General features: G+C 72.3%; 26 protein-coding genes. 10 read left to right on the plus strand and 16 right to left on the minus strand.

Annotation, left to right across the window (positions count from 1 at the left end; translation table 11 throughout):
- Positions 1-88: 88 nt before the first annotated feature.
- Positions 89-400: a hypothetical protein gene (locus ACIRD7_RS26195; protein ID WP_403457382.1), complete on the plus strand. Its 312-nt coding sequence runs from the start codon at positions 89-91 to the stop codon at positions 398-400.
- 3 nt (positions 401-403) lie between these two features.
- Here the strand turns inward: ACIRD7_RS26195 and ACIRD7_RS26200 are convergent, their stop codons facing one another.
- The 3 genes from ACIRD7_RS26200 to ACIRD7_RS26210 all read right to left on the minus strand — a co-directional run bounded on the left by ACIRD7_RS26200 (position 404) and on the right by ACIRD7_RS26210 (position 3,871).
- Positions 404-1,186 carry a hypothetical protein gene (locus tag ACIRD7_RS26200; RefSeq protein WP_403457516.1) on the minus strand — a complete coding sequence of 261 codons (783 nt, stop codon included), beginning with the start codon at positions 1,184-1,186 and terminating at the stop codon, positions 404-406.
- Between the two features lie 294 nt (positions 1,187-1,480).
- Positions 1,481-2,701 carry an acetyl-CoA C-acetyltransferase gene (locus ACIRD7_RS26205; RefSeq protein ID WP_403457385.1) on the minus strand — a complete coding sequence of 407 codons (1,221 nt, stop codon included), beginning with the start codon at positions 2,699-2,701 and terminating at the stop codon, positions 1,481-1,483.
- A 141-nt stretch (positions 2,702-2,842) separates the two neighbouring features.
- On the minus strand, positions 2,843-3,871 hold the full coding sequence (locus tag ACIRD7_RS26210; protein ID WP_403457386.1) for an SGNH/GDSL hydrolase family protein: 1,029 nt from the start codon (positions 3,869-3,871) through the stop codon (positions 2,843-2,845).
- Positions 3,872-4,037: 166 nt separating this feature from the next.
- Here ACIRD7_RS26210 and ACIRD7_RS26215 point away from each other — a divergent pair, with 166 nt between their 5' ends.
- The gene (locus tag ACIRD7_RS26215; RefSeq protein ID WP_403457388.1) at positions 4,038-5,426 is read left to right on the plus strand and encodes a cystathionine beta-synthase; all 1,389 of its coding nucleotides are present in this window, start codon (positions 4,038-4,040) and stop codon (positions 5,424-5,426) included.
- 342 nt (positions 5,427-5,768) lie between these two features.
- Here the strand turns inward: ACIRD7_RS26215 and ACIRD7_RS26220 are convergent, their stop codons facing one another.
- Positions 5,769-6,596: a helix-turn-helix transcriptional regulator gene (locus ACIRD7_RS26220; protein ID WP_403457390.1), complete on the minus strand. Its 828-nt coding sequence runs from the start codon at positions 6,594-6,596 to the stop codon at positions 5,769-5,771.
- 132 nt (positions 6,597-6,728) lie between these two features.
- Between ACIRD7_RS26220 and ACIRD7_RS26225 the strand changes: the two genes are divergently transcribed.
- Positions 6,729-7,490, plus strand: coding sequence for an SDR family oxidoreductase (locus tag ACIRD7_RS26225; RefSeq protein WP_403457392.1), 762 nt, complete (start codon positions 6,729-6,731; stop codon positions 7,488-7,490).
- A 22-nt stretch (positions 7,491-7,512) separates the two neighbouring features.
- Here ACIRD7_RS26225 and ACIRD7_RS26230 read toward each other — a convergent pair whose 3' ends face one another.
- The 5 genes from ACIRD7_RS26230 to ACIRD7_RS26250 all read right to left on the minus strand — a co-directional run bounded on the left by ACIRD7_RS26230 (position 7,513) and on the right by ACIRD7_RS26250 (position 11,312).
- The gene (locus ACIRD7_RS26230; protein ID WP_403457395.1) at positions 7,513-7,953 is read right to left on the minus strand and encodes a hypothetical protein; all 441 of its coding nucleotides are present in this window, start codon (positions 7,951-7,953) and stop codon (positions 7,513-7,515) included.
- Between the two features lie 81 nt (positions 7,954-8,034).
- Complete coding sequence (locus ACIRD7_RS26235) at positions 8,035-8,967, minus strand: ABC transporter substrate-binding protein (RefSeq protein WP_403457397.1); 933 nt, start codon at positions 8,965-8,967, stop codon at positions 8,035-8,037.
- An 8-nt stretch (positions 8,968-8,975) separates the two neighbouring features.
- Positions 8,976-9,638, minus strand: a complete 663-nt coding sequence (locus tag ACIRD7_RS26240; RefSeq protein ID WP_403457400.1) for an ABC transporter permease — start codon at positions 9,636-9,638, stop codon at positions 8,976-8,978.
- Between the two features lies 1 nt (position 9,639).
- A complete protein-coding gene (locus tag ACIRD7_RS26245; protein ID WP_403457401.1) occupies positions 9,640-10,281 on the minus strand; it encodes an ABC transporter permease in 642 nt (213 codons plus the stop codon).
- A complete protein-coding gene (locus ACIRD7_RS26250) occupies positions 10,278-11,312 on the minus strand; it encodes an ABC transporter ATP-binding protein (RefSeq protein ID WP_403457402.1) in 1,035 nt (344 codons plus the stop codon). Before ACIRD7_RS26250 ends, ACIRD7_RS26245 begins: the two co-directional genes overlap by 4 nt.
- Before the next feature lie 141 nt (positions 11,313-11,453).
- On the opposite strand from ACIRD7_RS26250, the gene ACIRD7_RS26255 reads away from it, so the two are divergent.
- From ACIRD7_RS26255 to ACIRD7_RS26265, 3 genes are all read left to right on the plus strand, one after another.
- On the plus strand, positions 11,454-12,971 hold the full coding sequence (locus tag ACIRD7_RS26255) for an aromatic amino acid ammonia-lyase (RefSeq protein WP_403457403.1): 1,518 nt from the start codon (positions 11,454-11,456) through the stop codon (positions 12,969-12,971).
- Positions 12,968-13,828, plus strand: coding sequence for a MurR/RpiR family transcriptional regulator (locus ACIRD7_RS26260; protein ID WP_403457404.1), 861 nt, complete (start codon positions 12,968-12,970; stop codon positions 13,826-13,828). The genes ACIRD7_RS26255 and ACIRD7_RS26260 overlap by 4 nt, the downstream gene beginning before the upstream one ends.
- 90 nt (positions 13,829-13,918) lie before the next feature.
- Positions 13,919-14,506, plus strand: a complete 588-nt coding sequence (locus ACIRD7_RS26265) for a hypothetical protein (RefSeq protein WP_403457405.1) — start codon at positions 13,919-13,921, stop codon at positions 14,504-14,506.
- Between the two features lies 1 nt (position 14,507).
- On the opposite strand, the gene ACIRD7_RS26270 is transcribed toward ACIRD7_RS26265, so the two are convergent.
- The 5 genes from ACIRD7_RS26270 to ACIRD7_RS26290 form a co-directional block, all read right to left on the minus strand.
- Entirely contained in the window at positions 14,508-14,882 is a 375-nt protein-coding gene (locus ACIRD7_RS26270) for a hypothetical protein (RefSeq protein WP_030965085.1), read from the minus strand.
- Between the two features lie 14 nt (positions 14,883-14,896).
- Positions 14,897-15,397, minus strand: a complete 501-nt coding sequence (locus ACIRD7_RS26275; RefSeq protein WP_403457406.1) for a roadblock/LC7 domain-containing protein — start codon at positions 15,395-15,397, stop codon at positions 14,897-14,899.
- 79 nt (positions 15,398-15,476) lie between these two features.
- A complete protein-coding gene (locus ACIRD7_RS26280) occupies positions 15,477-16,268 on the minus strand; it encodes a transcriptional regulator (protein ID WP_403457407.1) in 792 nt (263 codons plus the stop codon).
- On the minus strand, positions 16,265-16,657 hold the full coding sequence (locus tag ACIRD7_RS26285) for a hypothetical protein (RefSeq protein WP_403457409.1): 393 nt from the start codon (positions 16,655-16,657) through the stop codon (positions 16,265-16,267). Before ACIRD7_RS26285 ends, ACIRD7_RS26280 begins: the two co-directional genes overlap by 4 nt.
- A 181-nt stretch (positions 16,658-16,838) precedes the next feature.
- On the minus strand, positions 16,839-18,251 hold the full coding sequence (locus ACIRD7_RS26290; protein WP_403457410.1) for a diaminopimelate decarboxylase: 1,413 nt from the start codon (positions 18,249-18,251) through the stop codon (positions 16,839-16,841).
- Positions 18,252-18,379: 128 nt separating this feature from the next.
- Here ACIRD7_RS26290 and hutU point away from each other — a divergent pair, with 128 nt between their 5' ends.
- From hutU to hutI, 4 genes are read left to right on the plus strand one after another with little or no spacing between them, the layout of a single operon-like run.
- Complete coding sequence (hutU, locus tag ACIRD7_RS26295) at positions 18,380-20,098, plus strand: urocanate hydratase (RefSeq protein ID WP_403457412.1); 1,719 nt, start codon at positions 18,380-18,382, stop codon at positions 20,096-20,098.
- Entirely contained in the window at positions 20,095-21,387 is a 1,293-nt protein-coding gene (locus ACIRD7_RS26300; protein ID WP_403457413.1) for an allantoate amidohydrolase, read from the plus strand. The genes hutU and ACIRD7_RS26300 overlap by 4 nt, the downstream gene beginning before the upstream one ends.
- Positions 21,384-22,721 carry a formimidoylglutamate deiminase gene (locus ACIRD7_RS26305; RefSeq protein WP_403457416.1) on the plus strand — a complete coding sequence of 446 codons (1,338 nt, stop codon included), beginning with the start codon at positions 21,384-21,386 and terminating at the stop codon, positions 22,719-22,721. The genes ACIRD7_RS26300 and ACIRD7_RS26305 overlap by 4 nt, the downstream gene beginning before the upstream one ends.
- On the plus strand, positions 22,718-24,013 hold the full coding sequence (gene hutI / locus ACIRD7_RS26310; RefSeq protein WP_403457418.1) for an imidazolonepropionase: 1,296 nt from the start codon (positions 22,718-22,720) through the stop codon (positions 24,011-24,013). The genes ACIRD7_RS26305 and hutI overlap by 4 nt, the downstream gene beginning before the upstream one ends.
- On the opposite strand, the gene ACIRD7_RS26315 is transcribed toward hutI, so the two are convergent.
- Both ACIRD7_RS26315 and ACIRD7_RS26320 read right to left on the minus strand, forming a co-directional pair.
- Entirely contained in the window at positions 24,014-25,591 is a 1,578-nt protein-coding gene (locus ACIRD7_RS26315; RefSeq protein ID WP_403457419.1) for a ricin-type beta-trefoil lectin domain protein, read from the minus strand.
- A gap of 245 nt (positions 25,592-25,836) precedes the next feature.
- Positions 25,837-26,775 carry an RNA polymerase sigma factor SigF gene (locus ACIRD7_RS26320; protein ID WP_403457421.1) on the minus strand — a complete coding sequence of 313 codons (939 nt, stop codon included), beginning with the start codon at positions 26,773-26,775 and terminating at the stop codon, positions 25,837-25,839.
- Positions 26,776-26,890: the final 115 nt, after the last annotated feature.

Genomic DNA, 26,890 nt, shown 5'->3' on the forward strand with positions numbered 1-26,890 from the left:
CTCCGGACGCAAAGGGGATGTAAGCCGGTCCTTCAGGTCACGGTGCCTGAGCGTTCGCCCGTTGGCAACAGTCGCGTACGCTCACGGCGTGGTTGACACGACGCGTTTGGTCCGAGCCGTAGATCACTTCGCCGACCGGTTGCGGGCGGCTCCGCAGAGCCGGTTGCAGAGAAGCGCCGCCGCGGAGGCGCTGGCGTTGGCCAGGGAGTTGGCCCGTCGGGCGCAGGTTCTGGAGGCGCCCGGCCAGGAGCCGCGGGAGATGCCCGACGCCGGGATGTTCGCGGCGGCCGACCAAGTCACCGTCGCCGTGCACGACTTGGCCCTCGTACTGTCGGACGAGGGGGAGGTCGAGGAGGCCGTGCTGCTGGTCGAGGAGGCGCAGAAGCGGGCCGGGGTGTGATCCCTAGAGGGACGCTATGACCCGGTCGGCCAGGATGTAGACGTTCTCCTCGCCGCACGCGAACGTCAGGGTGTACGCCCCCGAGATGCCCGAACCGCCGAGCAGCACCGGCGTCTCGCCCGCGCGCAGGGCCGTGGCGAGGCGCTCCGCCGTCTCCCGGTGCCCCGGGGTCATGCACAGCGTGGTGCCGTCGGCGAAGACGTAGACGTCGAGGGTGCCGAGCGGGCCGGGACGGACGTCGGTCAGCTCTATGGCGGAGGCGGCCAGGTCCTCCAGGGTGGCCACCGTGCGTTCGTGGTCGTTGACCACCGGTGACTGGACCGGGACGAAGTCCGGGTGGGAGGGGTGGCGGCGGCGAGCCGCCGCCAGTTCCGGGGAATCGCCGGCGAACTCGTCGGCGTCCGTGGTCGGCTCGGTCACCGGCTCCAGGTGCTCCAGACCCGCGAAATCGGCCTGCCGGGGCAGGAACAGCTCGCTGTCCGAGAGACCCAGCAGCGTGGGCGCGTCGGAGGCGTCACGGGCCTCCTGGGCGGCCCAGAAGGCGCGCGCCTCGGCCAGCTCCCGCTCGCGTTCCTCGGCGAGGGCCTCGGACACGGCCGCGCGTATCTCATCGGCGTCGGCGGCAAGGCGGGCCGGCGGGACGAGGCCGCGGGCCGCGGCGGCGTTGTTCTGTGCCAGCTCGGTGTGCAGGGCCGCGACCTGTCGGCGCAGCACCACGAGGGTGCGCAGGACGGCGACGCCCACGGCGCCGGTGGCGGCCGTGGTGAGCAGCAAGGCGATCGGCATGGCGCTCACTGACGTACTCCCGGTTCAAAGTCGACCCCCGACTTCCTACATCAGCTTGAAGGGCGGACTATCCAGCTGTCAGTGCGTAACGTCACGAAACGGGCGGGGCTTTGGGCCTGAGGTTCAGTGGTGTACGGCTCTGAGCTGCGTAAATCCCTCCACCGAGGGAGATAGGTCACATCCTGGGGGAGATTGGATCACAAAACGGCCCAGAACCTTGGAGTTTCCCAGGTTCTGGGCCGAGGGCTCACGCTGGGTCGTCCGCCGACTACCCAGGGGCTCCGGTTCGTTGGTTCAGCTCAGGCGCTCGATGACCATCGCCATGCCCTGACCGCCGCCGACGCACATCGTCTCCAGGCCGAACTGCTTGTCGTGGAACTGGAGGGAGTTGATGAGGGTGGTGGTGATGCGGGCGCCGGTCATGCCGAAGGGGTGTCCGACGGCGATGGCGCCGCCGTTGACGTTCAGGCGGTCGATGTCGATGCCCAGGTCGCGGTAGGAGGGGATCACCTGGGCGGCGAACGCCTCGTTGATCTCGACCAGGTCGATGTCGCCGATGCCGAGGCCGGCGCGCTGGAGGGCCTGCTTGCTGGCCTCCACCGGGCCGAGGCCCATGATCTCGGGGGACAGGCCCGAGACGCCGGTGGAGACGATGCGGGCGAGCGGGGTGAGGCCGAGCTCGCGGGCCTTGGTGTCGGACATGATCACGACCGCGGCGGCGCCGTCGTTGAGCGGGCAGCAGTTGCCCGCGGTGACGAGGCCGTCGGGGCGGAAGACGGGCTTCAGGCCGGCCACGCCCTCCAGGGTGACGCCGGCGCGGGGGCCGTCGTCCTTGCTGACGACGGTGCCGTCGGGAAGGGTCACCGGGGTGATCTCGCGCTCCCAGAAGCCGTTCTTGATGGCTTCCTCGGCGAGGTTCTGCGAGCGGACGCCGAACTCGTCCATGTCCTGGCGGGTGATGCCCTTGGCGCGGGCCAGGTTCTCCGCGGTCTGCCCCATCGCGATGTAGGGGTCGGGGAGCAGGCCGTCCTCGCGCGGGTCGTGCCAGGTGGAGCCCTCGGACGCGGCGGTGGCGGCGGTGCGGGCCTGGGCCTCGTCGAAGAGCGGGTTGGTGGTGCCCGGCAGGCCGTCGGAGCTGCCCTTGGCGTAGCGGGAGACGGTCTCGACGCCGGCCGAGATGAAGACGTCGCCCTCGCCGGCCTTGATGGCGTGCAGGGCCATGCGGCTGGTCTGGAGGGAGGAGGAGCAGTAGCGGGTGATCGTGCAGCCGGGGAGGTGGTCCATGCCCATCTGTACGGCGACGATGCGGCCGAGGTTGTGGCCCTGCTCGCCGCCGGGGAGGCCGCAGCCGAGCATCAGGTCGTCGATGTCCCTGGGGTCCAGCTCGGGGACCTTGGCCAGGGCGGCCTGGATGATGGTGGCGGTGAGGTCGTCCGGGCGCAGGTCCTTGAGGGAGCCCTTGACGGCGCGGCCGATCGGGGAGCGGGCGGTCGAGACGATGACGGCTTCGGGCATCACGGCTCCAGGGGCTTACGGGGATGGGCAGGGCTGTGGGGGAAGTTACCCGTACGTATGGTCGAGGTCACGGGGAGCGCGGTGTGACCCTGACCGCACTTTCCAAGCGCTTGCTTTCCTCGCCCCCGCCGCACGCGTCGTTCACGGGCTGGACGGCGTCACCGGCTCCGTCTCCGGCTCCGGTACCCGCCGCCGGCGGCGGCGCTTCAGGAGGGCCCAGGGGCCCTTGGGGCCCGTCGGCATCGCTGCCGCCACCTCCGTGCCGGCCTCCGACGCGGCCTCGGCCGCTGCCCGGGCCACCGGCAGGAAGGCCTCGCGGCGGGTGACGTCGGGGCGCTCCTCGTCCGCCGGCCACAGGCCGAGGGTCGCGCAGACCGTCGGCAGCACCGCCATCGCCGCGGTGGCGTAGCCCTCCGCCGAGGGGTGGTAGTTGTCGGGACCGAAGAGTTCCCGCGGGTTCGCGGCGAACTCCGGGCCCAGCAGGTCACCCAGCGACACCGTACGGCCGCCCTGCTCGACCACACCGATCGTCTGCGCCGCCGCCAGCTGGCGTGAGGCGCGGCGGGCCAGCCACCGCAACGGCTGCTGGACCGGTTCGATCGTGCCCAGGTCGGGGCAGGTGCCGACCACCACCTCCGCGCCGGCCGTGCGCAGCCGCCGTACCGCCGCGGAGAGGTGGCGCACCGAGCGGGTCGGGGGCATCCGGTTGGTGACGTCGTTGGCGCCGACCATGATCACGCACACGTCGGGCACGAGGGCCGGATCGGCGAGCACCAGGGCCACCTGGCGGTCCAGGTCGTCCGAGCGGGCTCCCGGCAGGGCCACGTTGCGCAGCACCACCGGCCGTTCCGCGACCGCCGCCAGCCCCGACGCGAGCAGCGCGCCCGGCGTCTGGCCCGCCCGGTGCACCCCCTGGCCCGCGGCCGTCGAGTCACCCAGCATCGTCAGGCGCAGGGGCGGGTCGCCGGGGGTCTCGTAGAGGTGGCCGTAGCGGCCTGTGGCGTTCGGCACGTGGTTGGTGGTGCCGTTGCCCACGTGGCGCCGGGCCATCCGCACCTCGGCCAGCACCAGGCCGACGGCCGCCGCGCCGGCCAGACCGATGCCGCCTCCGCCGTACGCGGCGCCCGCGGCGATCCGCCGGGCCACCCTCGCCCTCGACATGCTCGTCATGCGTTGCCGCCACCTCCTCGTAGCCGTACATCAACTGCTTGCCCCGCACGGACCGTCGCCCAATCCCAACGACGAGTGAACGACCTTCACCGGCCCCGCGCAGGCCACAGGGCCTAGGCTGGCGTAACCACTACGACCACCCTTTTTGCAGCATCCGGAGACAACGGTGCATTTCCACGACTCGATGATCAGCCTCGTCGGCAACACCCCGCTGGTGAGGCTCAACAACGTGACCAAGGGCATCCAGGCCACCGTCCTGGCCAAGGTCGAGTACTTCAACCCGGGCGGCTCCGTGAAGGACCGCATCGCCCTGCGGATGATCGAGGCCGCGGAGGAGAGCGGCGCGCTCAAGCCCGGCGGCACGATCGTCGAGCCCACCAGCGGCAACACAGGTGTCGGGCTCGCCATCGTGGCCCAGCAGAAGGGGTACAAGTGCATCTTCGTGTGCCCCGACAAGGTGAGCACGGACAAGATCAACGTGCTGCGGGCGTACGGGGCCGAGGTGGTCGTCTGCCCGACCGCCGTGGACCCCGAGCACCCCGACTCCTACTACAACGTCTCCGACCGGCTGGTCCGTGAGACCCCCGGGGCGTGGAAGCCGGACCAGTACTCCAACCCCAACAACCCGCTCTCCCACTACCACTCCACCGGCCCCGAGCTGTGGGAGCAGACGGAGGGGAAGATCACCCACTTCGTGGCGGGCGTGGGCACCGGCGGGACCATCTCCGGGACCGGCCGGTACCTGAAGGACGTCAGCGACGGCAAGGTCAAGGTCATCGGCGCCGACCCCGAGGGCTCCGTGTACTCGGGCGGCTCCGGGCGGCCGTATCTCGTCGAGGGCGTCGGTGAGGACTTCTGGCCGACCGCCTACGACCGGACCGTCGCCGACGAGATCGTCCCCGTGTCCGACAAGGACTCCTTCCAGATGACCCGGCGCCTCGCCCGCGAGGAGGGGCTGCTCGTCGGCGGCTCGTGCGGCATGGCCGTCGTCGGCGCGCTGCGGGTCGCCGAGCGGCTGGGCCCGGACGACGTCGTGGTCGTGCTGCTGCCCGACAGCGGCCGCGGCTACCTCAGCAAGATCTTCAACGACGAGTGGATGGCCGACTACGGCTTCCTGGAGGACGAGGGCCCGAGCGCGCGCGTCGCCGACGTCCTGAACGACAAGGAGCACGGCGCTATCCCGTCCCTCGTCCACATGCACCCGGACGAGACGGTCGGTCAGGCCATCGAGGTGCTGCGCGAGTACGGCGTCTCGCAGATGCCGATCGTGAAGCCGGGCGCCGGTCACCCGGACGTCATGGCCGCCGAGGTCGTGGGCTCGGTCGTCGAACGGGAGCTGCTGGACGCCCTGTTCACCAAGCGGGCCTCCCTCGAGGACCCGCTGGAGAAGCACATGTCGGCCCCGCTGCCGCAGGTCGGCTCCGGTGAGCCGGTCGGCGACCTGATGTCCGTGCTGGGCGCGGCGGACGCGGCGATCGTGCTGGTCGAGGGCAAGCCGACCGGTGTGGTCAGCCGGCAGGACCTGCTGGCCTTCCTGGCCAAGGGCGGAAAGTAGCGGCGAATCTGCGGTGAACGGGGCGTGTCCGCGGCGAACCTGCGGTGACCGGGGCCGCTCGGACCGACGCGGAACTGGTACGAGCGCGTCACGTTCACGCAGCACCCGCTTAACACGGGTCCGGCACATTAGTGGGTGTCGGCAGGGCGGGAGCGGCTCCCCGCCCCGGCCGGCGCCGAACGTCCAAGGACCTCCGGAGCGGCTCCCGGACCTCCATGGACGCCAAGGACGCGTGAGCTTGGCCCTGACCCGGCCCGCGTCCTTTGCGGGGACCGCCGTCGTCCCGCCCCCCGGCAACGGGGGTGCGGCGGTCCCCGCCACATTCTTTCCGGCAACGGCCGGTCACACCTCGGCCGTGGCCCAACTCCCCAGCAGCGCCAGCTGCTCCGCCGCGTCCGAGCCCGGCTCCGGCGTGTACACCACCACCGTCTGCTCCGGGTCCGCCGGGACCGTCAGCGTCTCGAACGGCAGGGACAGCAGGCCGGTGAGCGGGTGCCGGACGCGTTTCGTGCCGGACATACAGGCCTTGACCTGGTGGTCCGCCCACAGTCGGCGGAAGTCCGGGCTCTTGACGGACAGTTCGCCGATGAGTGCGTCCAGCCGTGCGTCGTCCGGGCGGTGGCCGGCGCTCAGCCGCAGGTGGGCGGCCGCCTGCGCGGCGATGTCGGGCCAGTCCGGGAACACGGTGTGGGCGCCGGGGTCGAGGAAGACCTGCCGGGGAATGTTGCGGTCGGCGGGGGCCGTACGGCTGTAGCCGTTCATCGCGTCGGCGAGGGAGTTCCAGGCGAGGACGTCCATGCGGGCGTTCATGACGAAGGCCGGCGTGCGGTCCATGCTGTCCAGCAGGGCCTGGACCCCCGTCCGGACGCGGGCCGCCTCCGGACGGCGGGCGCCCCGGCGGCGCGGCCGGGCCACCGTGCGCAGATAGGCGTGCTCCGTCTCGTCCAGCTGGAGGACCCGCGCGACGGCGTCCAGCACGGCGTCGGACACGTGCTGCCCCCGGCCCTGTTCGAGACGGACGTAGTAGTCGACGCTCACCCCGGCCAGCTGCGCCACCTCCTCGCGGCGCAGTCCGGGCACCCGGCGCCGCCCGTACGAGGGCAGCCCCAGATCCTCCGGCCGGATCCGGCCGCGGCGCGAGCGCAGGAAATCTCCCAGGTCCCCGTCCATGGGTTCGAGCGTAGCCCCGCGGCGGGCCGTGAGCCTGGTACTGCCAGACACAGGAACAACGCATCCCTGGGTAGGGCGGGCGCGGCGGCCGAGGGTGGGTGGAGCCGAAACACCCATCGTGGAGGAGTTCCCATGTCGTACGAGAACCTGACCGGCCGTACCGCCGTCGTGACCGGAGCGGCGAGCGGGATCGGCGAGGCCGTCGCCGTGCTGCTCGCCGAGCAGGGGGCACGGGTCGCGCTGCTGGCGCGGCGCCGGGAGCGGCTGGACGAGGTCGCCGCGAAGATCACCGCGGACGGCGGGTCGGCGGTGGCCGTCGTCGCCGACGTCACCGACGACGCGTCCGTGGCCGCCGCAGTGGAGCGCGTCCACGAGGCGTACGGGCCCGTCGACCTCGTCGTCAACAACGCCGGCGTCATGCTGGGCAACCCGTTCGAGGCGGGGCGGCTCGACGAGTGGCAGCGGATGATCGAAACCAATCTGACCGGGGTGCTGCGCGTCATCCGGGCGTTCACCGGTGACCTGGTGGCCGCGGCCGGGGAGGGCCGTACGGCGGACCTCGTGAACATCTCGTCCGTCGGCGCGCACCTCGCCTTCCCGAACTACGCGGTGTACGGGGCGACCAAGGCCGCGGTCACGCACCTCTCCCAGTGCCTGCGCACCGAGTTCGGGCCGCGTGACGTACGGGTCACCAACATCGAGCCGGGGTTCGTGGAGAGCGAGCTGCGGCTGCACACCGACAACGACGAGGTGGCCGGGCTGGTCGACGGCATGCTCGAAGCCGTGGGCGCGCTGGCGGCCGAGGAGCTCGCCGACGTGGTGGCGTACGCGGCGAGCCGGCCCCGGCATGTGAACCTGCGGCAGATCATGGCGATGCCGACCCGGCAGGCATGAGCGGCCCGGTCCACCGGGGGGCTCAGTCCTCCCAGCGGTCCTCGGACTTGCCGGACCTGCGGCGCCAGCCCCGGAACAGGCCGGGGTTGGTGCGCGCCGCCTGGACGACGTTGACGCCGACGATGCCGACCCAGGCGACGAGCAGGCCGGGGAGGTGGGCGACGCCGCCGCCGATCGCGGACAGCGGGACCGCCAGCACCAGCGAGACGATGCCGAAGCCGAAGCGTTCGCCGAAGGAGTCCGTCGGCCTCGGCGACCGGGCACCTCTGGCCACCACCATCTGCTGCTCGGCCATCTGCCGGCGCATCCGGCGCTCGACCGCCCCGTCGATGCGCTGGTCGACCTTCTCCATGAAGGAGTCGACCAACGCGGACTCGTACTCGTCGCCCAGCTCCCTGCGTGCCTGCAGGGTGGCGTTGAGTTCCTTCTTGAGTTCGGTGTCCCGCGCGTCCATTCCGGTCATACCCACAAGGTAGGCAGCGGGGGAGACGGCCGCACTGGGGTTAGCCCCCCTGTTCCCCGGGGGGCGTCAGGGGGTGCGCCCTCACTTCACCAGGCCGTGTTCCCGGGCGTACGCGTTCGCCACGTCCTCGGGGTCCTTCTTGTCCTTGTCGACCTGCCGGTTCAGCTCGGTGAGCTGCTCGGTGGTCAGGGTGTTGCCGAGCTCGGCGAGGGCCCTGCGGACGGTGGAGTCGGCCTTGCGGTCGGCGATGAGCGGCACGACGTGCTGGCCGGGGATGAGGTTCTTGGGGTCGGTCAGCACCACCCAGTGGTTGGCCTGGATGTCGGTGTCGGTGGTGAAGAGGTTCGCCACGTCCACGTCGCCCTTCTTCAGGGCGCCCTTGACCAGCGGACCCGAGGAGTCCAGCGACTTGAACTCCTTGAACTCCACGCCGTAGACCTCCTTCAGGCCCACGGCGCCGACCTCCCGCTTCTTCACCTCGGGCGCCGCGCCGATCACCAGCTTGCCGTTCTGCTTCTTCAGGTCGGCGAGCGAGGTCAGGCCGTACTTCTCGGCCGTCTCGCGGGTGACGACGAAGGCGTCGGAGTCCTCGGCCATGCCGTACGGCAGCACCTGGAGGCCGCCTGGCAGGGCGATGGTGAGGGCGTTCTGCATCTCGCCCTCCTCCGTCGCCTTCGCCTTGGGCGCGACGTAGTGCAGCAGGGCGCCCTGGTACTCGGGGAGGAGGTCGATGTCGCCGCCCTTGAGGGCGGGGATGAGGATCTCGCGGGTGCCGAGGTTGGGGCGGACGCTGACCTTGACGCCGGCCGCCTCCAGGACGGCGGCGTACAGGTAGCCGAGCACCTGGTTCTCGGTGAAGTTGGCGGTGCCGATGGTGATGCCGCCCTTGCTGGAGCCGCCGCCGGAGCCGGCGGAGCCCCCGCCTTCCAGGGAGGTGATGCCGCTGGAGCAGGCGGCGAGGGCGGGGACGGAGGCCGCTGCGAAGAGGCCGCCGAGGAGATTGCGTCGGTTCATCGAGGGTCCTAAGCGGTGCGGTGGCGGAAGAGGAAGCGCTGGAGGCCGGACAGGCCCAGGTCGAGGAGCACGGCGACCACGGCGACCAGCACCGCGCCGCCGAGCACCTGCACGAGGTCGCGCTGGGCGAGGCCGTCGAAGACGTAGCGGCCGAGGCCCCCGAAGGAGACGTACGCGGCGATGGTGGCCGTGGCCACGACCTGGATCAGTGCCAGCCGCAGGCCCGTCATGATCAGCGGGAGGGCGAGCGGCAGCTCGACCTGGAAGAGGACCTGGTGGCCGCGCATGCCCTGGCCGCGCGCCGCGTCCTTCACGTCCGGGTCGACTGCCGTCATCCCCGCGTAGGTGTTGGTGACGATCGCCGGGACCGCGAGGGCGACCAGCGCGACGTAGACCGGGAGCATGGACAGCCCGCCGGCCAGGAAGACCAGCACGACCAGGCCGACGGTCGGCAGGGCGCGGCCGAAGGACGCGAGGTTGATCGCGACGAAGGCGCCCTTGCCGGTGTGGCCGATCAGCAGGCCGAGGGGGAGACCGATCGCCGCCGCGATGAGGGTGGCGAGCAGCGAGTACTGGAGGTGCTCGGCCAGGCGGTGCCCGATGCCGTCGGAGCCGGCCCACTGCTCGCCGCTGACCAGCCATGCGCCGAGGTTCTTGAAGAGTTCGTACATGTCAGGCTCGCCGCCTCCGCCAGGGGGTCAGGACGTACTGCAGGGCGACCAGGGCCGCGTCCGCGACCACGGCCAGGAGCAGCGTGAGCACCACTCCGACGATCACCGGGGTGGGGAAGTTGCGCTGGAAGCCGTCGGTGAAGAGCTGGCCGAGGCCGCCGTCGCCGATGTAGGTGGCGACCGAGACCAGGGAGATGGACATGACGGTCGCGATCCGGACGCCCGCCATGATCACGGGAAGCGCGAGCGGGAGTTCGACGGTCAGGAGCGTGCGCAGAGGGCGCGTGCCCATCGCCTTCGCGGCCTCCTTCACCTTCACCGGGACCGAGTCGAGGCCCTCGACGGTGTTCCGCAGCAGGACGACCAGGGTGTAGAGCGTCAGGCCGATGACCGTCGTGGTGCGGGTGAGGCCGCTGACCGGCAGCAGCAGCACGAAGATCGCGATCGACGGGATCGTGAACAGGACGTTCGAGAAGCCGAGCAGGAAGCCGCGCAGGACCCGGATCCGGTGGGCGATCACCGCGAGGGGCAGCGAGATCAGGACGCCGAGGAGGACGGCGGTGAGCGCGGCCTGGAGGTGGGAGACCGTCAGCGTGGTGAGGTCGTCGGTGTGGTCGCCTATCCACGACCAGTCGATGCTCATGCGGCCACCCGGGCTTCCGTGTGCGCCCGGCCCGCGTGCTCGTGGATGTCGTCGCGGGACGAGACGCCGGTGAGGACGCCCTGGGAGTCCACGCGGGCTATGAGGCCGATGGGGGAGGCGACGCACTCGTCGAGGGCCGCCAGCAGGGAGTCGTCGTCCCGCAGCGGCCGTACGGGGATCTCGGTGTCCTTGGACGCCCAGTGCAGGGGCTTGTTCGCCGCGTCGAGCACGAGGGTCCAGTCGCCGCCCTCCGGCGCCGGGCCCTGCGGGACGTCCGCGAGGGTCTTCAGCGACAGCAGCTTCAGACCGCGCTCGGCGCCGAGGAAGCCGGCCACGAAGTCGTCCGCGGGGCGGGCGAGCAGTTCGGTGGGGGAGGCGCACTGGACGAGGTGGCCGCCGGTGCGGAAGATCGCGATCTGGTCGCCGAGCCGTACGGCCTCGTCGACGTCATGGGTGACGAACACGATGGTCTTGCTCAACTCCTTCTGGAGTCTGAGCAGTTCGTCCTGGAGCTGAGTGCGCACGACGGGGTCGACCGCGCCGAACGGCTCGTCCATCAGCAGCACCGGCGGGTCGGCGGCGAGCGCGCGGGCGACACCTACGCGCTGCTGCTGGCCGCCGGAGAGCTGGTGCGGGTAACGCTTGCCGGCGTCGGCCGTGAGACCGACGGTCTCCAGCAGCTCGGCGGCGCGGACGCGTGCCTTGCGCCGGCTCCAGCCGAGCAGCAGCGGCACGGTGGCGATGTTGTCGAGCACCGTGCGGTGCGGGAACAGGCCCGCCTGCTGGATGACGTACCCGATGGAGCGGCGGAGCTCGGCGGCGTCCTGGCGGGTGACGTCCTTGCCGCCGACCTGGATGGTGCCGGAGGTCGGCTCGACCATCCGGTTGATCATCCGCAGGGTGGTCGTCTTGCCGCAACCGGAGGATCCGACCAGGACGGTCACCCCGCCCTCCGGCATCTCCAGGGAGAGATCGTGGACTGCTGTCGTGCCGTTGGGGAAGCGCTTGTGGACCGCGTCGAACTGGATCATGAGATGTCCCTTGCCCGGCTGTATAACGTCATGCAGAGTTCTCGGTAGGTGAATAACTTGTCAACGGGTTGGTGTAAATCCGAAGTAACGCATGACTGAAGGGCGAGACCGGATGTCCGGATTGAGGGGTGTTTGGGCTTGATGTCGTCTCGGATCGTGGACGCGCCGAGGGCTGTGGCTTCCGGGCACACCGGGCTGGTCGTCCTCGACGGGATCGGGCTGGGCGTCGAGGACGTCGTACGCCTCGCCGACGGGGCCGCACGGCCGGTGGCCGCGACCGAGGCGATGAAGCGGGCCGAGGAGTCCTGGGACGCGGCCCGTCTCATCGCCGCGACCGGGCGGGTCTACGGCCGCTCCACCGGCGTGGGCGCCAACCGGAACGAGGACGTGCCCACCGAGGCCGCCGCCGAACACGGCCTGCGCCTGCTGCGCAGCCACGCCGGCGCGATCGGTGAGGAGCTGCCCGCCCGGCAGGTGCGGGCCATGCTCGCCGTCCGGGCCAACCAGCTGCTCGCGGGGGGTGCCGGCCTGCGCCCCACGCTCATCACCGCGATGTGCGAGGCGCTGGAGAGCGGCGCCCACCCGGTCGTCAACGAGTTCGGCTCGGTCGGCACCGGCGACCTCGCGGCGCTGGCGCAGACCGGCCTCGCGCTGGCCGGCGAGCACCCCTGGCGCGGCTCCGGCGCCCCTCAGGCGCAGCCGCTGGACAACAACGACGCCCTCGCGTTCATCAGCAGCAACGCGCTCACCCTCGGCCAGGCGGCCCTCGCCCTGCACGAACTGCGCGGCCTCGTCGCCGCCACCCAGGTCGTCGCCGCCCTGTCACTGCTCGCCGTCGACGGCTCCCACGAGGCGTACGCCGCCCCCGTGCACACCGCCCGGCCGCACCGGGGCAGCACCGAGGTCGCGCGCCGGATGCGGGAGCTGATCGGTGCCGAGGACCGGCCCACCCCGCCGCTCGGCCGGATCCAGGACCCGTACGGCTTCCGCTGCCTGCCCCAGATCCACGGCCCCGCGCACGACGCCGCCGACGCCCTGGAGGAGGTGCTCGCGGTCGAGATCAACGCGGCCGCCGAGAACCCCCTCATCTCCCCCGAGGACATGGCCGCCTACCACCACGGCGGCTTCTACCAGGCCCAACTCGCCCTCTCCCTGGACCACTTCAGGCTCGCGCTGACCCAGGTGGCGCGGCTGTCGACGTCCCGGCTCTCCACCCTCAACGAGCCCGCCTACACCCGCCTCAAGCCCTTCCTCGCCGACCACGAGCCCGCCTCGTCCGGCGTGATGATCCTGGAGTACGCCGCCGCGGCCGCCCTCGGCGATCTGCGCGCCTTCTCCGCCCCCGCCTCGCTCGGCCACGCTGTACTCTCCCGGGGCGTGGAGGAGCAGGCCAGCTTCGCCTCGCTCGCCGCGCGGCAGACACTGCGCGCGTGCGGCGCGTACCGTCTGGTCGTCGGCTGCGAACTCGTCGCCGCCGTACGCGCGTTGCGCCAGCGCGGCCTCAGGCCCGACCCTGAGCTGCCGGCGGGCCGGGCGATGGAGCTGGCCGAGTCGGTGCTCGACGACGACCTGGCCGACCGTCCGCTCACCGACGACGTGACGGCGGCGGCCGCACTGCTGGACCGGTTCACGGAGATCTGGAGGGGGAGCGCGGGATGAGCGCGGACAGGAACACGAACGGGACGGACAGCCCCGCCGCGCGACTTCAGGCGCTCTTCGAGGGGCACCGGCTCACCCCGACCCAGCGGCGCATCGCGCACAGCATGGTGCGGCGGGCCGCCGACGTGCCGTTCCTGTCCAGCGTGGAGCTGGCCGAGCTGGCCGGGGTCAGCCAGCCGTCCGTGACCCGCTTCGCCGTCGCCCTCGGCTTCGACGGCTACCCCGCGCTGCGCCGGCACCTGCGCGAGGTCGCGCCGGTGGAGCAGACCCCGGACGCGAGCTCCTACAACGAGTACCAGCAGGCCGTCGAGGCCGAGATCGAGAACCTGCGGCACCTGGCCGAGGTGCTGGCCGACCCGCGCCCGGTGCAGAAGGCCGGACGCCTGCTGGCGGCCTCCCGCCCGCTGCCGGTGCTCGGCCTGCGCGCCGCCGCCTCCCAGGCGTACGGCTTCTCGTACTTCGCCGCCAAGGTCCACCCGGACGTCCGGCTGCTGAACGAGGGCGGCACGATGATCCAGGACCGGATCGACGCCGCCGTACGGGCCGGCGCCACCGCCCTGCTGTGCTTCGCGCTGCCCCGCCATCCGCGCGAGGTCGTGGACACCCTGGCCTACGCCAAGGAGGCCGGGCTGACCGTGGTGACGGTCGCGGACTCCGCCTTCGCGCCGGTCGCCAAGGTCTCCGACCTGCTGCTGCCCGCCGCGGTCGGCACGGGCCTCGCCTTCGACACGGCCTGCGCGCCGATGCTGCTGGGCCGGGTCCTGCTGGAGGCGATGGCCGACGACCTGCCGGACGCGCAGGCGCGGCTGGAGGAGTTCGACGCGCATGCGGCGAGCCGGGGACTGTTCGTCGAATGAGTCGCCGAGCGCTTCTTTAATGCTCGTCTCACGTTGACCGACTAGCGTGCCCGCACAGCGGACGGACAGTGCTGAGGCGGGAGGCGCATCGTGGCACGCGGCGGAGGACAGGGACTGGCCCGGGTGGCCGTGGTCGTACGGGCCGGATCGGCACCGCTGTGGTGGCTCGGGGTGATCGCGGCGGGCATCGGCGTCCTGGTGCCGGGCCTCACGGGCCGCAGGATCGGTGTTCTGGCCGGCGCCGCGCTGTTCATCGTCACGGCGGTCGTGGTGGCGGGCGTGCGCCGCAAGCGGTACGCCGCCCTGATCCGCTCGGCCGCCCGCGCCGGCAAGCACGACGTGCTCCAGGACCGCGCGGTGGCCGTGCGCAACTGGCGCCGGGGCCACCGCTGGTGGCTGCTGCTCGCGTTCCTCGCCGCGCTGGGCGGGGCGTTCGCGATCCCGGCGGCCGGCGGGATGCTGCTGGCCGGGTGCGGGGCGGGGCTCCGGCTCAAGGCGGCGTGGCTCGGCCGGCGGGAGCGGGCCGAGAACGCCCTGCTGTGGGTGCGGGTCGACTGGCTCGACGGCCGGGGCGGCCGCCCGGCGGGCAAGGCCGTGAAGGGCTACCGCACCACGGGTGTCGCCGCGGGCGACGCGGCCCCCGGCGGGGCCCGCCGCCGCACCGCGGCGCTCGTCTAGATCAGACCTCCAGATCCTCCTCGATCTTCTTCAGCTGGTGCCGGGCCATCGCCAGGTTGGCCCGCTTGCCGTCGAGCACCAGGTACAGGAACAGGCCGTTGCCCCCGCGCCCGGCGATCAGCCTGATCAGGTGGTACTGGTCGGAGAGGGTGATCAGGATGTCCTCGATGCCGCCCTTGAGGCCGAGGTGTTCCATCGTGCGCATCTTGGCGCGGACGACGTCGGTGTTGCCGGCGGCGGCGACATTGAGGTCGAAGCTCTTGCTGCCGCCGAGCGTGCCGAGTGCCATCCCGCTGGTGTAGTCGACGAGCGCGACCCCGGTCGCCCCTTCGATGGAGGCGAGGCATTCCTTCAGCGTGGTCTCGGTGTTGGCCATGACGTGTGTTCCTCTCAACTTTCGGTAGTGGTGCGCGTGTTGGCGATGGTGCGTGCGGTGCGCGCGGTCTTCGTGCGGGTGGGCATGGGTTTGGCGGGCTCCTTGGCCGAGCTCTTGGCGGGGCTGCGCCGGGGTGGCGGAGTCGCCTCCGTGTCGACCAGTTCGCCGATCCGGGCTCCCGCGCGACGGCCCTCCAGATGCAGCCGGCCGACGTTGACGCGGTCTGTTGCGAGCAGCGTCAGCACGGCCGTACGGCCCGCCGCGTACGTCGCCACATAGCCGTCCACTCCGCGCACGAGCAGTTCGCGGAAGTCGCCGCGGCCGGTCGCGTCCGACACCCGCACCGCGACGCCGAGCGCGGCGGCGGTCAGCGCGGCGAGGCCGTCCGGTTCGACGTCGGGGGTGTCGTGGGCGAGGACGAGACCGTCCACGCCGGCCGCCAGCGCTCCGGTCAGCTGGGGCACCCGGGCTCTGAGCCGGCGGAACTCGTCGAGTATCGAGGCCTCGGCCGCCATCAGGGTTCTCCTTTCGGCTCGGGACCGCGGCGAAGGGCGCGGCAACCCGGCCGGCTCGCGGTCCTCGAAGGGTTTGCGGTCAAAGGGCCTCCAGCGCATCCCTGACCCTCTTCAGCAGCGCGACATAGGGATCGGCGCCGACGTCGGGCGGGGGATCCGGGGCGGGCGGTGGCTGCGGGGACACCAGCCCCGCCGCCGCCAGCCGCCGTATGTGCACCAGCGTGTGGAACGCGGGCCGGCCCAGCTCCCGCGCGATGTCCGCGGCCCGGCGTACGCCGTCCACCCGTTCCAGTACGGCGGCCTGCCGGGACGGCACCGCGGGTGCCGCGACCGGGTCGGCCCGCACCAGGCGCGCGCCGTCGGTCGCCGGGTCGGGCCAGATGTGCCGCAGCAGGGCGCGGCGGCGCATCGTCTCCCGCTCCAGCCCGGCGACCGTCACCGGATGCACCGAGGCGAGCCAGTGCGGGGTGCCGTAGCGGAAGCGGCCGGGCGTACTGCTCGGGGCGAGCGCGAAGTACGCGGCGTCGTACAGCGCGCTGACCTGGGCCAGCTCCAGCGCGCCCGGGGTGACGCCGTAGCGCAGGAGCCGTCCCTCGTCGGCGCTGTCCTCGACGTCCTGCCAGGTCTCGGCGTCGAGGGCGCCGTGGGCCGTGAGGAGCATGCCGAGGCTGGGCGCGAGCGGGCTCTCGGCGTGCACGACCCGGCCCTCGGCCAGGTGGAGCGTGCCGAACTCGCGGTCCAGTACGCCGGTGGCGTGCTCGTCCGCGAGTCTGGTCAGCATCGGTGAGACGCCGCCCTGGGCCTGCTCGCGGGCACCCGTGCGGTCCCGGACCGGCAGACGCGGCGGCGGGGTGGTTCCGACCACGGTCATCCCAGCACCAGCCGTTCGGCCATCTCGCCGAGCCGGATGCGGGCCAGCGCGAGATTGCCGTCCGCGCGGGCCAGCCACAGGTACAGGAACACGCTGCTGTCGAAGGCCGTCGGCACGAACCGCAGCACGTGGTAGCTGTCCCGGTTGCTGAGGATCAGGTCCTCGACCGGCGGATCCGCCGCGCCGGAGCCGTCCTCGGGCCCGAACGCCTGCTGCTCGGCGGCCAGCCGCGCCAGTTCGGCGGCCTCGGCCGCCGCCGTCTCGTGATCTCCTCCCGGTGGGTCGCCCACGGTGCCCAGGGCCAGCCCGCTGGTCCAGTCGACCAGCGCGGCGCCCCGGGCACCGGGCAGCCGCATCGTCTCCAGCAAGCACTCGTCGATTCCGGGCACCGTCGCTCCCCTCCCGCCTGGGGTTCGGCTGAGTGACGGCCAAACTACGCAACGTGTGTGCGGGGAGTGAGCGTTCGGGCATTTTCCAGTGGAACATGCGCCGAGTGACTAGGGTGGGTCGACTGAGCCCGTTTTCACGTGACTTGATCGCGTATGGAGTACTACTGCTCGTTGACCTTCGTCAACGGCGCTTCGCAGTGGGAAAGGTGGTGAGCGATGCCGTGTGCGCCCCTCCCGATTCGGCCACGATCTCGTCGAGCGACTGCGGCTCGCGCACGGTCGCGAAGGCGATGCCCCCGGCGTCGTCCGGCGCGAAGCCGTAAATGCCCGGCCGGGCGAGGGAGTTGTACGCGTAGTGGTGCGCGAAGTAGTACGCCCCCGTGTCCAGCGCCGCCGCGTAGTCCCCCTGCTCCAGCAGTGGCAGCGTGGCCCCCTCGGCCAGCAGATCGCCCGAGAAGCAGGCCGGCCCGGCCACGTCCTGCACCACCGCCGGGCCCTCCTTCGCCCGCCCCTTGCCGTCGTACGCGGCGATCCGCAGCGGCCAGCTCCCCGGCGCGTACACCGTCCGGGTGGCCACCTGCACGCCCGCGTGGGTGACCGCCACCGGCCGCCCGCCCGCGCTCTTGGCGTACTCCACCCGGGCCACGACCGTCCCGTGCTTGGCGAGCAGGGAGCGCCCGAACTCGGTGACCAGGCCGTAGTGCCCGTCGAACAGACCGGGCACCGCCTCGCTCAGCAGCCGTGCATACCGCGCATACGTCGGGCTGGTGGCGTCCGAGGCGAAGTTCACCGGCAGTCCGCCGCCGATGTCGAGCGTGTCGATCTGTCGCCGCCCGATCCGCCGGTTGATCTCCTCGGCGAGCGCGTACGCCTCCCGGACCCCCTGCGCCATCAGCGGCAGCGGGATGCCCTGCGAGCCGGTGTGCGCGTGCAGCCGGGTCAGCCACGGCCGGTCCTGGTAGGCCCGTACGACCCACTCGCGCGCCCCCTCGTCGCGCAGCGCCACCCCGAACTTCGAGGTCGCCGTGGCCGTGGACGTCGCCTCGATGGAACCTCCGCCGACCTGCGGATTCACCCGGATCCCGAGCGGGGAGCGGCTCGCGGCCGACCTCATCAGGGCGTCGATGCGCTCCAGCTCCTGCGGGTTGTCGGCGTTCACGGCGATGCCCAGCGCCAGCGCCTCGCGCAGCTCGGCCGGCGTCTTGGCGGGCGAATCCAGGACCGTCGCCTCCGGGCCCAGCCCCGCCGCCTGCGCCAGCGCCAGCTCGCCCGGGCTCGCCACCTCGGCGCCGATGCCCTCCTCGCGCAGCAGCCGCAGCACCGGCACCAGCGGGGTCGCCTTCACCGCGAAGGCGTGCAGCACCGGCGTGCCCGGCGCCACCACCGCGTCGAACGCCGCCCGCAGCGCCGCCGCCGACTCCCGGATGCCGGTGACGTCGAGCAGCCCGACGATGGCGGAGCCCGGCCCGAGCAGCCCCTGCTCCACGGCCGCCCGCACCGCCTCGTCCCGCCGGGCCGCCCGCGCGGCGTCCCAGGCCGGAATCTCGCTTTCGTTGCCCACAACATCCCCCGTCGCGTCGTTGTACGAGCTCATGCATCCAGCCAAACACCCGGGATGCGCCCGCGCTGGCGCGCAGATGTATTGACTAGTTCTATTCAGGACGCCAGGATGTGAATATCCACCTCAACAGTTCGCAGTCACAGTCCGCTGGGAGGCAGACCATGTCAGGACCCCGCCCGCCCGTCTCCCTCCACCACCCTCAAACGAGGCCCTTCGGGCCGCCCCCTGGTGGTGTCCGAGCGCCGCGCGGTACGGAACTGAGTGCCCTGGGATGGCAGCAGGAAGCCGCCCTGCGGATGCTCCAGAACAACCTCGACCCCGAGGTCGCCGAGCACCCCGACAAGCTCGTCGTCTACGGCGGCACCGGCAAGGCCGCCCGCGACTGGCGCTCCTTCGACGCGATGGTGCGCACGCTCAAGGGCCTGAAGCAGGACGAGACGATGCTCGTCCAGTCCGGCCGCCCCGTCGGCGTCATGCAGACCCACGAGTGGGCCCCGCGCGTCCTCATCGCCAACTCCAACCTCGTCGGCGACTGGGCCAACTGGGAGGAGTTCCGCCGCCTGGAGGCCCTCGGCCTCACCATGTACGGCCAGATGACCGCCGGCTCCTGGATCTACATCGGCACCCAGGGCATCCTCCAGGGCACCTACGAGACCTTCGCCGCGGTCGCCGCCAAGAAGTTCGGCGGCACCCTCGCGGGCACGATCACCCTCACTGCCGGCCTCGGCGGCATGGGCGGCGCCCAGCCGCTCGCCGTGACCATGAACGACGGCGTCGCGATCTGCGTCGACTGCGACCCGCGCGCCATCGAGCGCCGCATTGAGCACCGCTACCTGGACGTGAAGGCCGACTCGCTCGACCACGCCCTCCAGCTGGCCACCGAGGCCCGCGACGCCCGCCGCCCGCTGTCCATCGGCGTCCTCGGCAACGCGGCCGAGCTGGTCCCGCAGCTCCTCGCGATGGGCGCGCCCATCGACATCGTCACCGACCAGACCTCGGCCCACGACCCGCTGGCCTACCTGCCGCTGGGCGTCGCCTTCGAGGACATGGCCGACGCCGCCGCCAAGGACCCGGCGGGCTTCACCACCAGGGCCCGCGAGGCGATGGCCAGGCACGTCGAGGCCATGGTCGGCTTCATGGACGCCGGCGCCGAGGTCTTCGACTACGGCAACTCGATCCGCGGCGAGGCCCAGCTCGCCGGGTACGACCGGGCGTTCGCCTTCCCCGGCTTCGTGCCGGCCTACATCCGCCCGCTCTTCTGCGAGGGCAAGGGCCCCTTCCGCTGGGCGGCCCTCTCCGGCGACCCGGCCGACATCGCCAAGACCGACAAGGCGATCCTGGACCTGTTCCCGGAGAACGAGTCCCTCGCCCGCTGGATCAAGATGGCCGGCGAACGGGTCCACTTCCAGGGCCTGCCCGCGCGCATCTGCTGGCTCGGCTACGGCGAGCGGGACAAGGCCGGCGAGCGCTTCAACGACATGGTCGCCTCCGGTGAGCTCGCCGCGCCGCTGGCCATCGGGCGCGACCACCTCGACTGCGGTTCCGTGGCCTCTCCGTACCGCGAGACCGAGGCCATGCTCGACGGCTCCGACGCGATCGCCGACTGGCCGCTGCTGAACGCGATGGTGAACGTGGCGTCCGGTGCGTCGTGGGTGTCCATCCACCACGGCGGCGGGGTCGGCATGGGCCGGTCCATCCACGCGGGCCAGGTGACCGTGGCCGACGGCACGAAGCTGGGCGGGGAGAAGATCCGCCGGGTGCTGACGAACGACCCCGGGATGGGCGTCATCCGGCACGTGGACGCGGGCTACGACATCGCGGAGTCGGTCGCCGACGAGCGCGGCGTCCGCGTCCCGATGCGCGAGGGTGACGACGCGTGACACAGCGTTCGGGTGGGCACGGCAACGCTCTGGTGGGGGAGGTCTCGTCGCCGGCCGCGGCCGGCGGCCACGCCTCCTTCCACGAGATGTGGCGTGACCTTCTGCCCATCGGCCGCCACCCCGAGTCCCACGGCTACCGCCGCTTCGCGTGGACCGGGGCCGACTCCGACTGCCGGGCCTGGTTCAAGGAGCAGGCCGAGGCGCGCGGGCTCGTCTACGAGACCGACCGGAACGGCAACCAGTGGGCCTGGCTCGGCGACCCCGCCGCCGGGGACGCCGTCGTCACCGGGTCGCATCTCGACTCCGTGCCCGACGGGGGCGCCTTCGACGGCCCCCTCGGGGTCGTGTCCTCCTTCGCCGCGCTCGACGAACTGCGCGGCCGGGGCGTGGACTTCGCCAAGCCGCTCGCCATCGTCAACTTCGGCGACGAGGAGGGCGCCCGGTTCGGGCTCGCCTGTGTCGGGTCGCGGCTCACCGCCGGCCGGCTCACCGTGGAGAACGCGCACCAGCTGACCGACGGGGACGGGGTCAGCCTGCCCCGGGCCATGGAGGCCGCCGGCTACGACCCCGACACCATCGGCGCCGACCCCGAGCGGCTGGCCCGCATCGGTGCGTTCGTCGAGCTGCATGTCGAGCAGGGCCGGGCGCTGGACCTGTCCGGCGACCGCGTCGGCATCGCCAGCGCCATCTGGCCGCACGGCCGGTGGCGGTTCGACTTCCGGGGCGAGGCCAACCACGCCGGCACCACCCGGCTCGTGGACCGGCGCGACCCCATGCTGACGTACGCCGAGACCGTGCTCGCCGCCCGGCGCGAGGCCGAACTCACCGGAGCCGTCGCCACCTTCGGCAAGATCGCCGTCGAGCCGAACGGCGTCAACGCCATCCCCTCCCTCGTGCGCGGCTGGCTCGACTCCCGGGCCGAGGACCAGACGAGCCTCGACCGCGTGGTCGGCGGCATCGAGAAGGCCGCCCGGGAGTACGCGGCGGCCCACGGCATCGACCTCGACATCGTCCGTGAGTCCTTCACGCCCGTCGTCGAGTTCGACCACGCCCTGCGCGACGAACTGGGCCGCATCCTCGGCAAGGACACCGACATCACGGTCCCCGTCCTGGGTACCGGGGCCGGACACGACGCCGGAATCCTGTCCGGAAGCATTCCGACCGCCATGCTGTTCGTACGCAACCCCACGGGCGTCTCGCACTCCCCGTCCGAGTTCGCCGCCGAGGACGACTGCGTGGCCGGAGTCATCGCACTCGCCGACGTACTGGAAGGGCTGGCCTGCAGGTGACATCGAAGACCTACTGGCTGGAGCACGCCTGGCTCGACACCTTCGTCGAGCCGGGCGTGGCCCTGGACGTGTCCGACGGTCGCATCGCCGCCGTCCGCACGGACCTCCCCACCCCGCCGCCGGGCGCGGAGATCCTGCGGGGTCTCACCCTCCCCGGCCTGGCCAACGCGCACAGCCACGCCTTCCACCGCGCCCTGCGCGGCACCGTCCAGGTCGGCTCCGGCACCTTCTGGACCTGGCGCGAGGTCATGTACTCCGTCGCCGACCGGCTGACCCCGGAGACCTACCACGCGCTCGCCCGCGCGGTGTACGCCGAGATGGCGCTGGCGGGCGTCACCTCGGCCGGCGAGTTCCACTACGTCCACCACGCGCCGGGCGGCACCCCCTACGCCGACCCCAACGCGATGGGCGAGGCCCTGATCGCGGCTGCCGCCGATGCCGGAATCCGCATCACCCTCCTCGACACCGCCTACCTCTCCTCCGGCTTCGGGCAGCCGCCCAGCACCCACCAGCTCCGCTTCTCCGACGGGGACGCCGAGGCCTGGGCCGAACGCTCTTCACTTCTCAAGGAACGGGATCACGCACGGATCGGGGCGGCGGTCCACTCCGTACGGGCCGTGCCGGCCGACCAGTTGGAGACCGTGGCGCGGTGGGCCGAGGAGCGGCGGGCCCCGCTCCATGTGCACCTGTCCGAGCAGACCGCCGAGAACGAGGCGTGCCTGGAGGTCCACGGCTGCACCCCGACCCAGCTGCTCGCCCTGCACGGCGTCCTCGGACCGCGCACCACCGGCGTCCACAACACCCACCTCACCGCCGAGGACATCTCCCTCATCGGCGGCAGCGGCACCGGCACCTGCATGTGCCCGACCACCGAGCGGGACCTCGCGGACGGCATCGGACCGGCCGTCGCCCTGCAGAACGAGGGCTCCCCGCTCTCCCTCGGCTCCGACAGCCACGCCGTGATCGACCTGCTCGAAGAGGCGCGTGCGATGGAGCTCAACGAGCGCCTGCGCACCCGTACGCGCGGTCACTGGACGGCGGCGGCCCTGCTGCGGGCGGCCTCGGCCGACGGCCACGCGGCCCTCGGCTGGGACGACGCGGGCACCCTGGAGCCGGGCGCGCGCGCCGACTTCACGACGATCGCGCTCGACTCGGTCAGGACGGCAGGGCCGCTTCCGCGGCTCGGGGCCGAGACGGCCGTATTCGCCGCGTCGGCAGCAGACGTGTCGCATACGGTCGTGGCAGGTCGGCACGTCGTGCGGGACGGGGTCCACACCCTCGTACCGGATGTGCCGAAGGCCCTCGCGGACGCCGTCGAAGCACTGCGCGGATGACCCCGGGCCGCGCGCCCGCGCGGCCCTCTTCCGCCCCCGAACCCGACCCCACCGCCGACCAGGCAACCAAGGACGCCATGAGCAACGCGACGACCGACAGCCCCGCCCACTCCGCGAGCACCGCCAGCACGCTCATCACCAACATCGCCGCCCTGGTCACCAACGACCCCTCCCTCGGTGACAATTCCCCCCTCGGACTGGTCCAGGACGCCGCGGTCGTCATCGAGGGCGACCGCGTCGTGTGGACCGGTGATCAAAGCAAAGCACCCGCCACTGACAATCGGGTCGACGCGGGCGGCCGGGCGGTGATCCCGGGCTTCGTGGACTCCCACTCCCACCTCGTATTCGCGGGCGACCGGACGCAGGAGTTCAACGCCCGGATGTCGGGCCGCCAGTACAGCGCGGGCGGCATCCGCACGACCGTCGCGGCCACGCGGGCGGCGAGCGACGAGGAACTGGAGGCCAACCTCACCCGTTACCTCACCGAGGCCCTCCGGCAGGGCACGACGACCTTCGAGACCAAGTCCGGCTACGGCCTGACCGTCGAGGACGAGTCCCGCGCCCTGCGCATCGCCGCCGCCCACACCGACGAGGTCACGTATCTCGGCGCCCACATCGTCTCGCCGGACCTCGCCGAGGACCCGGCCGCCTACGTCGCGCTCGTCACCGGCGAGATGCTCGACGCCTGCGCCCCGTACGCCCGTTGGATCGACGTCTTCTGCGAGAAGGGCGCCTTCGACGGCGACCAGGCCCGCGCGATCCTGACGGCGGGCAAGGCGAAGGGCCTGCACCCGCGCATCCACGCAAACCAGCTCTCCTACGGCCCCGGCGTGCAGCTGGCCGTCGAACTGGACGCGGCCAGCGCCGACCACTGCACCCACCTGACGGACGACGACGTCGACGCCCTGGCGCAGGGAAACACGGTCGCCACGCTCCTGCCCGGCGCCGAGTTCTCGACCCGCGCCGAGTGGCCGGACGCCCGCCGCCTGCTGAACGCGGGCGCCACCGTCGCCCTCTCCACCGACTGCAACCCGGGGTCGTCCTTCACCTCCTCCGTCCCCTTCTGCATCGCCCTGGCGGTACGGGACATGGGGATGACCCCGGACGAGGCGGTCTGGTCGGCCACGGCGGGCGGGGCTGCGGCCCTGCGCCGCGACGACATCGGCCGCCTCACCCCGGGCGCCCGCGCGGACCTGCTCCTGCTCGACGCCCCCAGCCATGTGCACCTGGCCTACCGGCCGGGCGTGCCGCTGGTCGGCGAGGTCTGGCGGAGCGGCGTGCGCGTGGCCTGATCAGGCGGCGCCCGCCCGCCAGCGCTGCCCCGTGCTCCCGCTCACCGGCTCCAGCGACAGCCCGTCCCCGGCTCCTCCGTCCGGTGTCACGGCCGTGCCGATGGCGATGGCCGGGCGGATCAGGCCGTCGTCGTCCACCAGGAACATCAGGTTCCGGCCGTTGCGGCCCTCCACCGAGTCGCACGTCCAGACCCCGACGCCCCGGTCCGTCGAACCCCGGCTGTCCAGACAGAAGTCGGGATCGGCGGCCGACTGCAGCACCCCGCGCTCGGCGTCGACCCGCCAGCGCTGGGTGCCGGCCGAGCCGCAGGGGGACATGATCACGTCGGTCCCGTTGAAGAAGGCGCCGCCCACGTCCAGGCACTGTCCCGAGGAGACGTTGACGACCTGGGCGTAGGTGGCGGCCGGCGGGTGAGTGGGGGAGGGCGTCGGCTTCGGGCGGGCCGTCTTCGTCGGGGTCGGAGTCCGCGTGGGGGACGGGGACTTGGAGCTGCGGGAGGGTGAGGGCGACGGGGACGGGGAGGCCGACGGCGTCGCCGGCACCGTGGCCGTGACGGTCACCGCCACCGGCGGCACGCTCGCCGGCGTGCTCGCCGCACCCACCGGATCCTGCGCCGGCGAGCCGCCCTGCGCCACCAGGAACGCCATCAGCGGCAGCAACGCCACCCCGAGCGCCGCCGACACCAGCATCAGCCGGCGGCGATCCAGGGGCCGGCGTCCCTGTGGCCAACTCCCCGGCGCCGTACGCCCCTCGGCCTCCCGTTCCGAGGCACCGGCCGCCGCGTACGCCGTCCCGCCCCACGGCAGCAGCCCCTCCGCCAGCACCGAGCGCGGGGCGTCCCGCAGCGCCGACAGCTCCTCGTGCGCCGCGGTGCAGTGCGGGCAGCGCGCCATGTGGGCGTGCAGGTCGGCGCTGCCGCGGGGGCTGTCCGGCCGTACGGACTCCTCGATGAGCCGGCCGAAGTCGGGGCAGCTGGGGTCGTCGGAGGCGGCCAGGCGGGCGCGCAGGCAGGACCGGGCCAGCAGGTGCAGCGCCGGGCGGGTGCCGTAGGCCACGTCCTCGCGGGTGACGCCAAGGAGAGCGGCGGTCCGTTCCGACGGTTCCCGCTCCACGACGCCGTACCAGATCAGGCCCTGCGTGCGGGGCGGCAGCGACTGGAACGCCGTGAGCATGGGCGGGACCGGGCCGGTGGGACCGGCCGTGTTCAGGACCAGCAGCAGGCCCGCGTCGAGGCCCGCCGCCCGCTCGTCCGTGGCCCAGGAGCCGGCCGTCCGGGCGGTCAGCAGCAGCAGTTGGTGCCGCCAAGGGACGCCGGGGTCGATGCCGCGCGCGGTCTGACGGGCCGCCAGCGTGAAGGCCTGGGCCGCCAGCTGCCGTGCCATGGAGTCGTTCGGGGTGCACAGCCGGGCGTAGGCGAGGACGTGCGCGTGGTGGCGGGCGCGCAGCTCCTGCAGGGCCGGGTAGGCGGTGGCCGTGTCGGCGCGCAGCAGTTCGGTGAGCCGTGCGTCGGACGCGCCCGCGTGGATCCCCCGCTCGCGGTCCTCGCCGCCCGCCCCACCGTCGTAGGCCCGAGCCATCCGCCTGCCTCCTCGCAGCCGTGCGACCCGCTCGGAGTCCTGACCTACCGGCGGGTATGACGGCTCATAGTGGAGGAAGGGGAGCCATGGGGAAAGGGTTTCTGTGGGTAACCCGTGCGCGGCAGGTGAAAGATCCGAACGCACTGTGCCCGGTGCCCGGCCGACGAATTCGGCGGGGCACCGGGCACAGTGCAGGTCAGCACGGAGGAGACGGGGCTCCCCGGCCGGTCATTCGGCGATGCCGGTCATTCCTCGACCGTCAGGCCCTTTCTGAGCCTGATCAAGGTGCGCGACAGCAGTCGCGACACATGCATCTGCGAGATGCCGAGTTCCTCGCCGATCTCCGACTGGGTCAGGCCCGCGACGAACCTCAGGGAGAGGATCTTCCGGTCCCGGGGCGGGAGTTCGGCGATGAGGGGCTTGAGGGACTCGACGTACTCGATGCCCTCGATGCCGTGGTCCTCGTAGCCGATCCGGTCGGCCAGCGCGCCCTCGGCGTCGTCCTCCTCGGGCTGGGCGTCCAGCGAGGAGGCGGTGTAGGCGTTCGACGCCGCCATGCCCTCGACGACCTCGTCCCTGGTCAGGCCCAGACGCTCGGCCAGCTCCGCCACCGTGGGGGCGCGGTCGAGCTTCTGTGCCAGCTCGTCGCCGGCCTTGGCCAGGTCGAGCCGGAGTTCCTGAAGGCGGCGCGGCACCCGCACCGACCACGACGTGTCGCGGAAGAAGCGCTTGATCTCGCCGATGATGGTAGGCATCGCGAAGGTGGGGAACTCGACGCCTCGGCTGAGCTCGAAGCGGTCGATCGCCTTGATCAGGCCGATGGTGCCGACCTGGATGATGTCCTCCATCGGCTCGCTGCGCGAGCGGAAGCGGGAGGCGGCGAACTTGACCAGCGCGAGGTTGAGTTCGACGAGCGTGTTGCGGACGTACGAGTACTCGTGGGTCCCTTCCTCCAGCGACTCCAGCCGCTCGAAGAGGGTCTTGGACAGGGCCCGCGCGTCCACCGGCCCCACCTCGTCGTACGGGGGGATCTCCGGAAGCCCGGCGAGCGCGTCCTGATCGAAGTCCTGTTCGGGGACCACGTCGCTGCTGCTCTCGATGGGATCCAGGTGTTCCGGTTGGGATGCCGACGTCGCCTTCTGGGTATGCGATGCGTCGAGCCGGGGTGACATGATGTCCTCCATCGTTCTCGGCATATGGCTGCCGAAGCCTGTCGTGCACTGCGGTGTGCGGCGCCTCCAAGCCGGCCGAGTCGGTTACGTGTCTCTACTAGCCCTACCCGCTTTCCCGAGCCCACCG

This window comes from Streptomyces sp. NPDC093568 (genome assembly GCF_044764945.1).
In the GTDB taxonomy this organism is placed as follows: domain Bacteria; phylum Actinomycetota; class Actinomycetes; order Streptomycetales; family Streptomycetaceae; genus Streptomyces.

What these genes read in the sequence shown, in the direction of transcription:
- ACIRD7_RS26200 (WP_403457516.1), bottom strand. Translation starts at nt 1,186, where the DNA reads ATGCCGATCGCCTTGCTGCTCACCACGGCCGCCACCGGCGCCGTGGGC.
- ACIRD7_RS26205 (WP_403457385.1), bottom strand. Translation starts at nt 2,701, where the DNA reads ATGCCCGAAGCCGTCATCGTCTCGACCGCCCGCTCCCCGATCGGCCGC.
- ACIRD7_RS26210 (WP_403457386.1), bottom strand. Translation starts at nt 3,871, where the DNA reads ATGACGAGCATGTCGAGGGCGAGGGTGGCCCGGCGGATCGCCGCGGGC.
- ACIRD7_RS26220 (WP_403457390.1), bottom strand. Translation starts at nt 6,596, where the DNA reads ATGGACGGGGACCTGGGAGATTTCCTGCGCTCGCGCCGCGGCCGGATC.
- ACIRD7_RS26225 (WP_403457392.1), top strand. Translation starts at nt 6,729, where the DNA reads ATGTCGTACGAGAACCTGACCGGCCGTACCGCCGTCGTGACCGGAGCG.
- ACIRD7_RS26230 (WP_403457395.1), bottom strand. Translation starts at nt 7,953, where the DNA reads ATGACCGGAATGGACGCGCGGGACACCGAACTCAAGAAGGAACTCAAC.
- ACIRD7_RS26235 (WP_403457397.1), bottom strand. Translation starts at nt 8,967, where the DNA reads ATGAACCGACGCAATCTCCTCGGCGGCCTCTTCGCAGCGGCCTCCGTC.
- ACIRD7_RS26240 (WP_403457400.1), bottom strand. Translation starts at nt 9,638, where the DNA reads ATGTACGAACTCTTCAAGAACCTCGGCGCATGGCTGGTCAGCGGCGAG.
- ACIRD7_RS26245 (WP_403457401.1), bottom strand. Translation starts at nt 10,281, where the DNA reads ATGAGCATCGACTGGTCGTGGATAGGCGACCACACCGACGACCTCACC.
- ACIRD7_RS26250 (WP_403457402.1), bottom strand. Translation starts at nt 11,312, where the DNA reads ATGATCCAGTTCGACGCGGTCCACAAGCGCTTCCCCAACGGCACGACA.
- ACIRD7_RS26255 (WP_403457403.1), top strand. Translation starts at nt 11,454, where the DNA reads ATGTCGTCTCGGATCGTGGACGCGCCGAGGGCTGTGGCTTCCGGGCAC.
- ACIRD7_RS26260 (WP_403457404.1), top strand. Translation starts at nt 12,968, where the DNA reads ATGAGCGCGGACAGGAACACGAACGGGACGGACAGCCCCGCCGCGCGA.
- ACIRD7_RS26270 (WP_030965085.1), bottom strand. Translation starts at nt 14,882, where the DNA reads ATGGCCAACACCGAGACCACGCTGAAGGAATGCCTCGCCTCCATCGAA.
- ACIRD7_RS26275 (WP_403457406.1), bottom strand. Translation starts at nt 15,397, where the DNA reads ATGGCGGCCGAGGCCTCGATACTCGACGAGTTCCGCCGGCTCAGAGCC.
- ACIRD7_RS26280 (WP_403457407.1), bottom strand. Translation starts at nt 16,268, where the DNA reads ATGACCGTGGTCGGAACCACCCCGCCGCCGCGTCTGCCGGTCCGGGAC.
- ACIRD7_RS26290 (WP_403457410.1), bottom strand. Translation starts at nt 18,251, where the DNA reads ATGAGCTCGTACAACGACGCGACGGGGGATGTTGTGGGCAACGAAAGC.
- hutU (WP_403457412.1), top strand. Translation starts at nt 18,380, where the DNA reads ATGTCAGGACCCCGCCCGCCCGTCTCCCTCCACCACCCTCAAACGAGG.
- hutI (WP_403457418.1), top strand. Translation starts at nt 22,718, where the DNA reads ATGACCCCGGGCCGCGCGCCCGCGCGGCCCTCTTCCGCCCCCGAACCC.
- ACIRD7_RS26315 (WP_403457419.1), bottom strand. Translation starts at nt 25,591, where the DNA reads ATGGCTCGGGCCTACGACGGTGGGGCGGGCGGCGAGGACCGCGAGCGG.
- ACIRD7_RS26320 (WP_403457421.1), bottom strand. Translation starts at nt 26,775, where the DNA reads ATGGAGGACATCATGTCACCCCGGCTCGACGCATCGCATACCCAGAAG.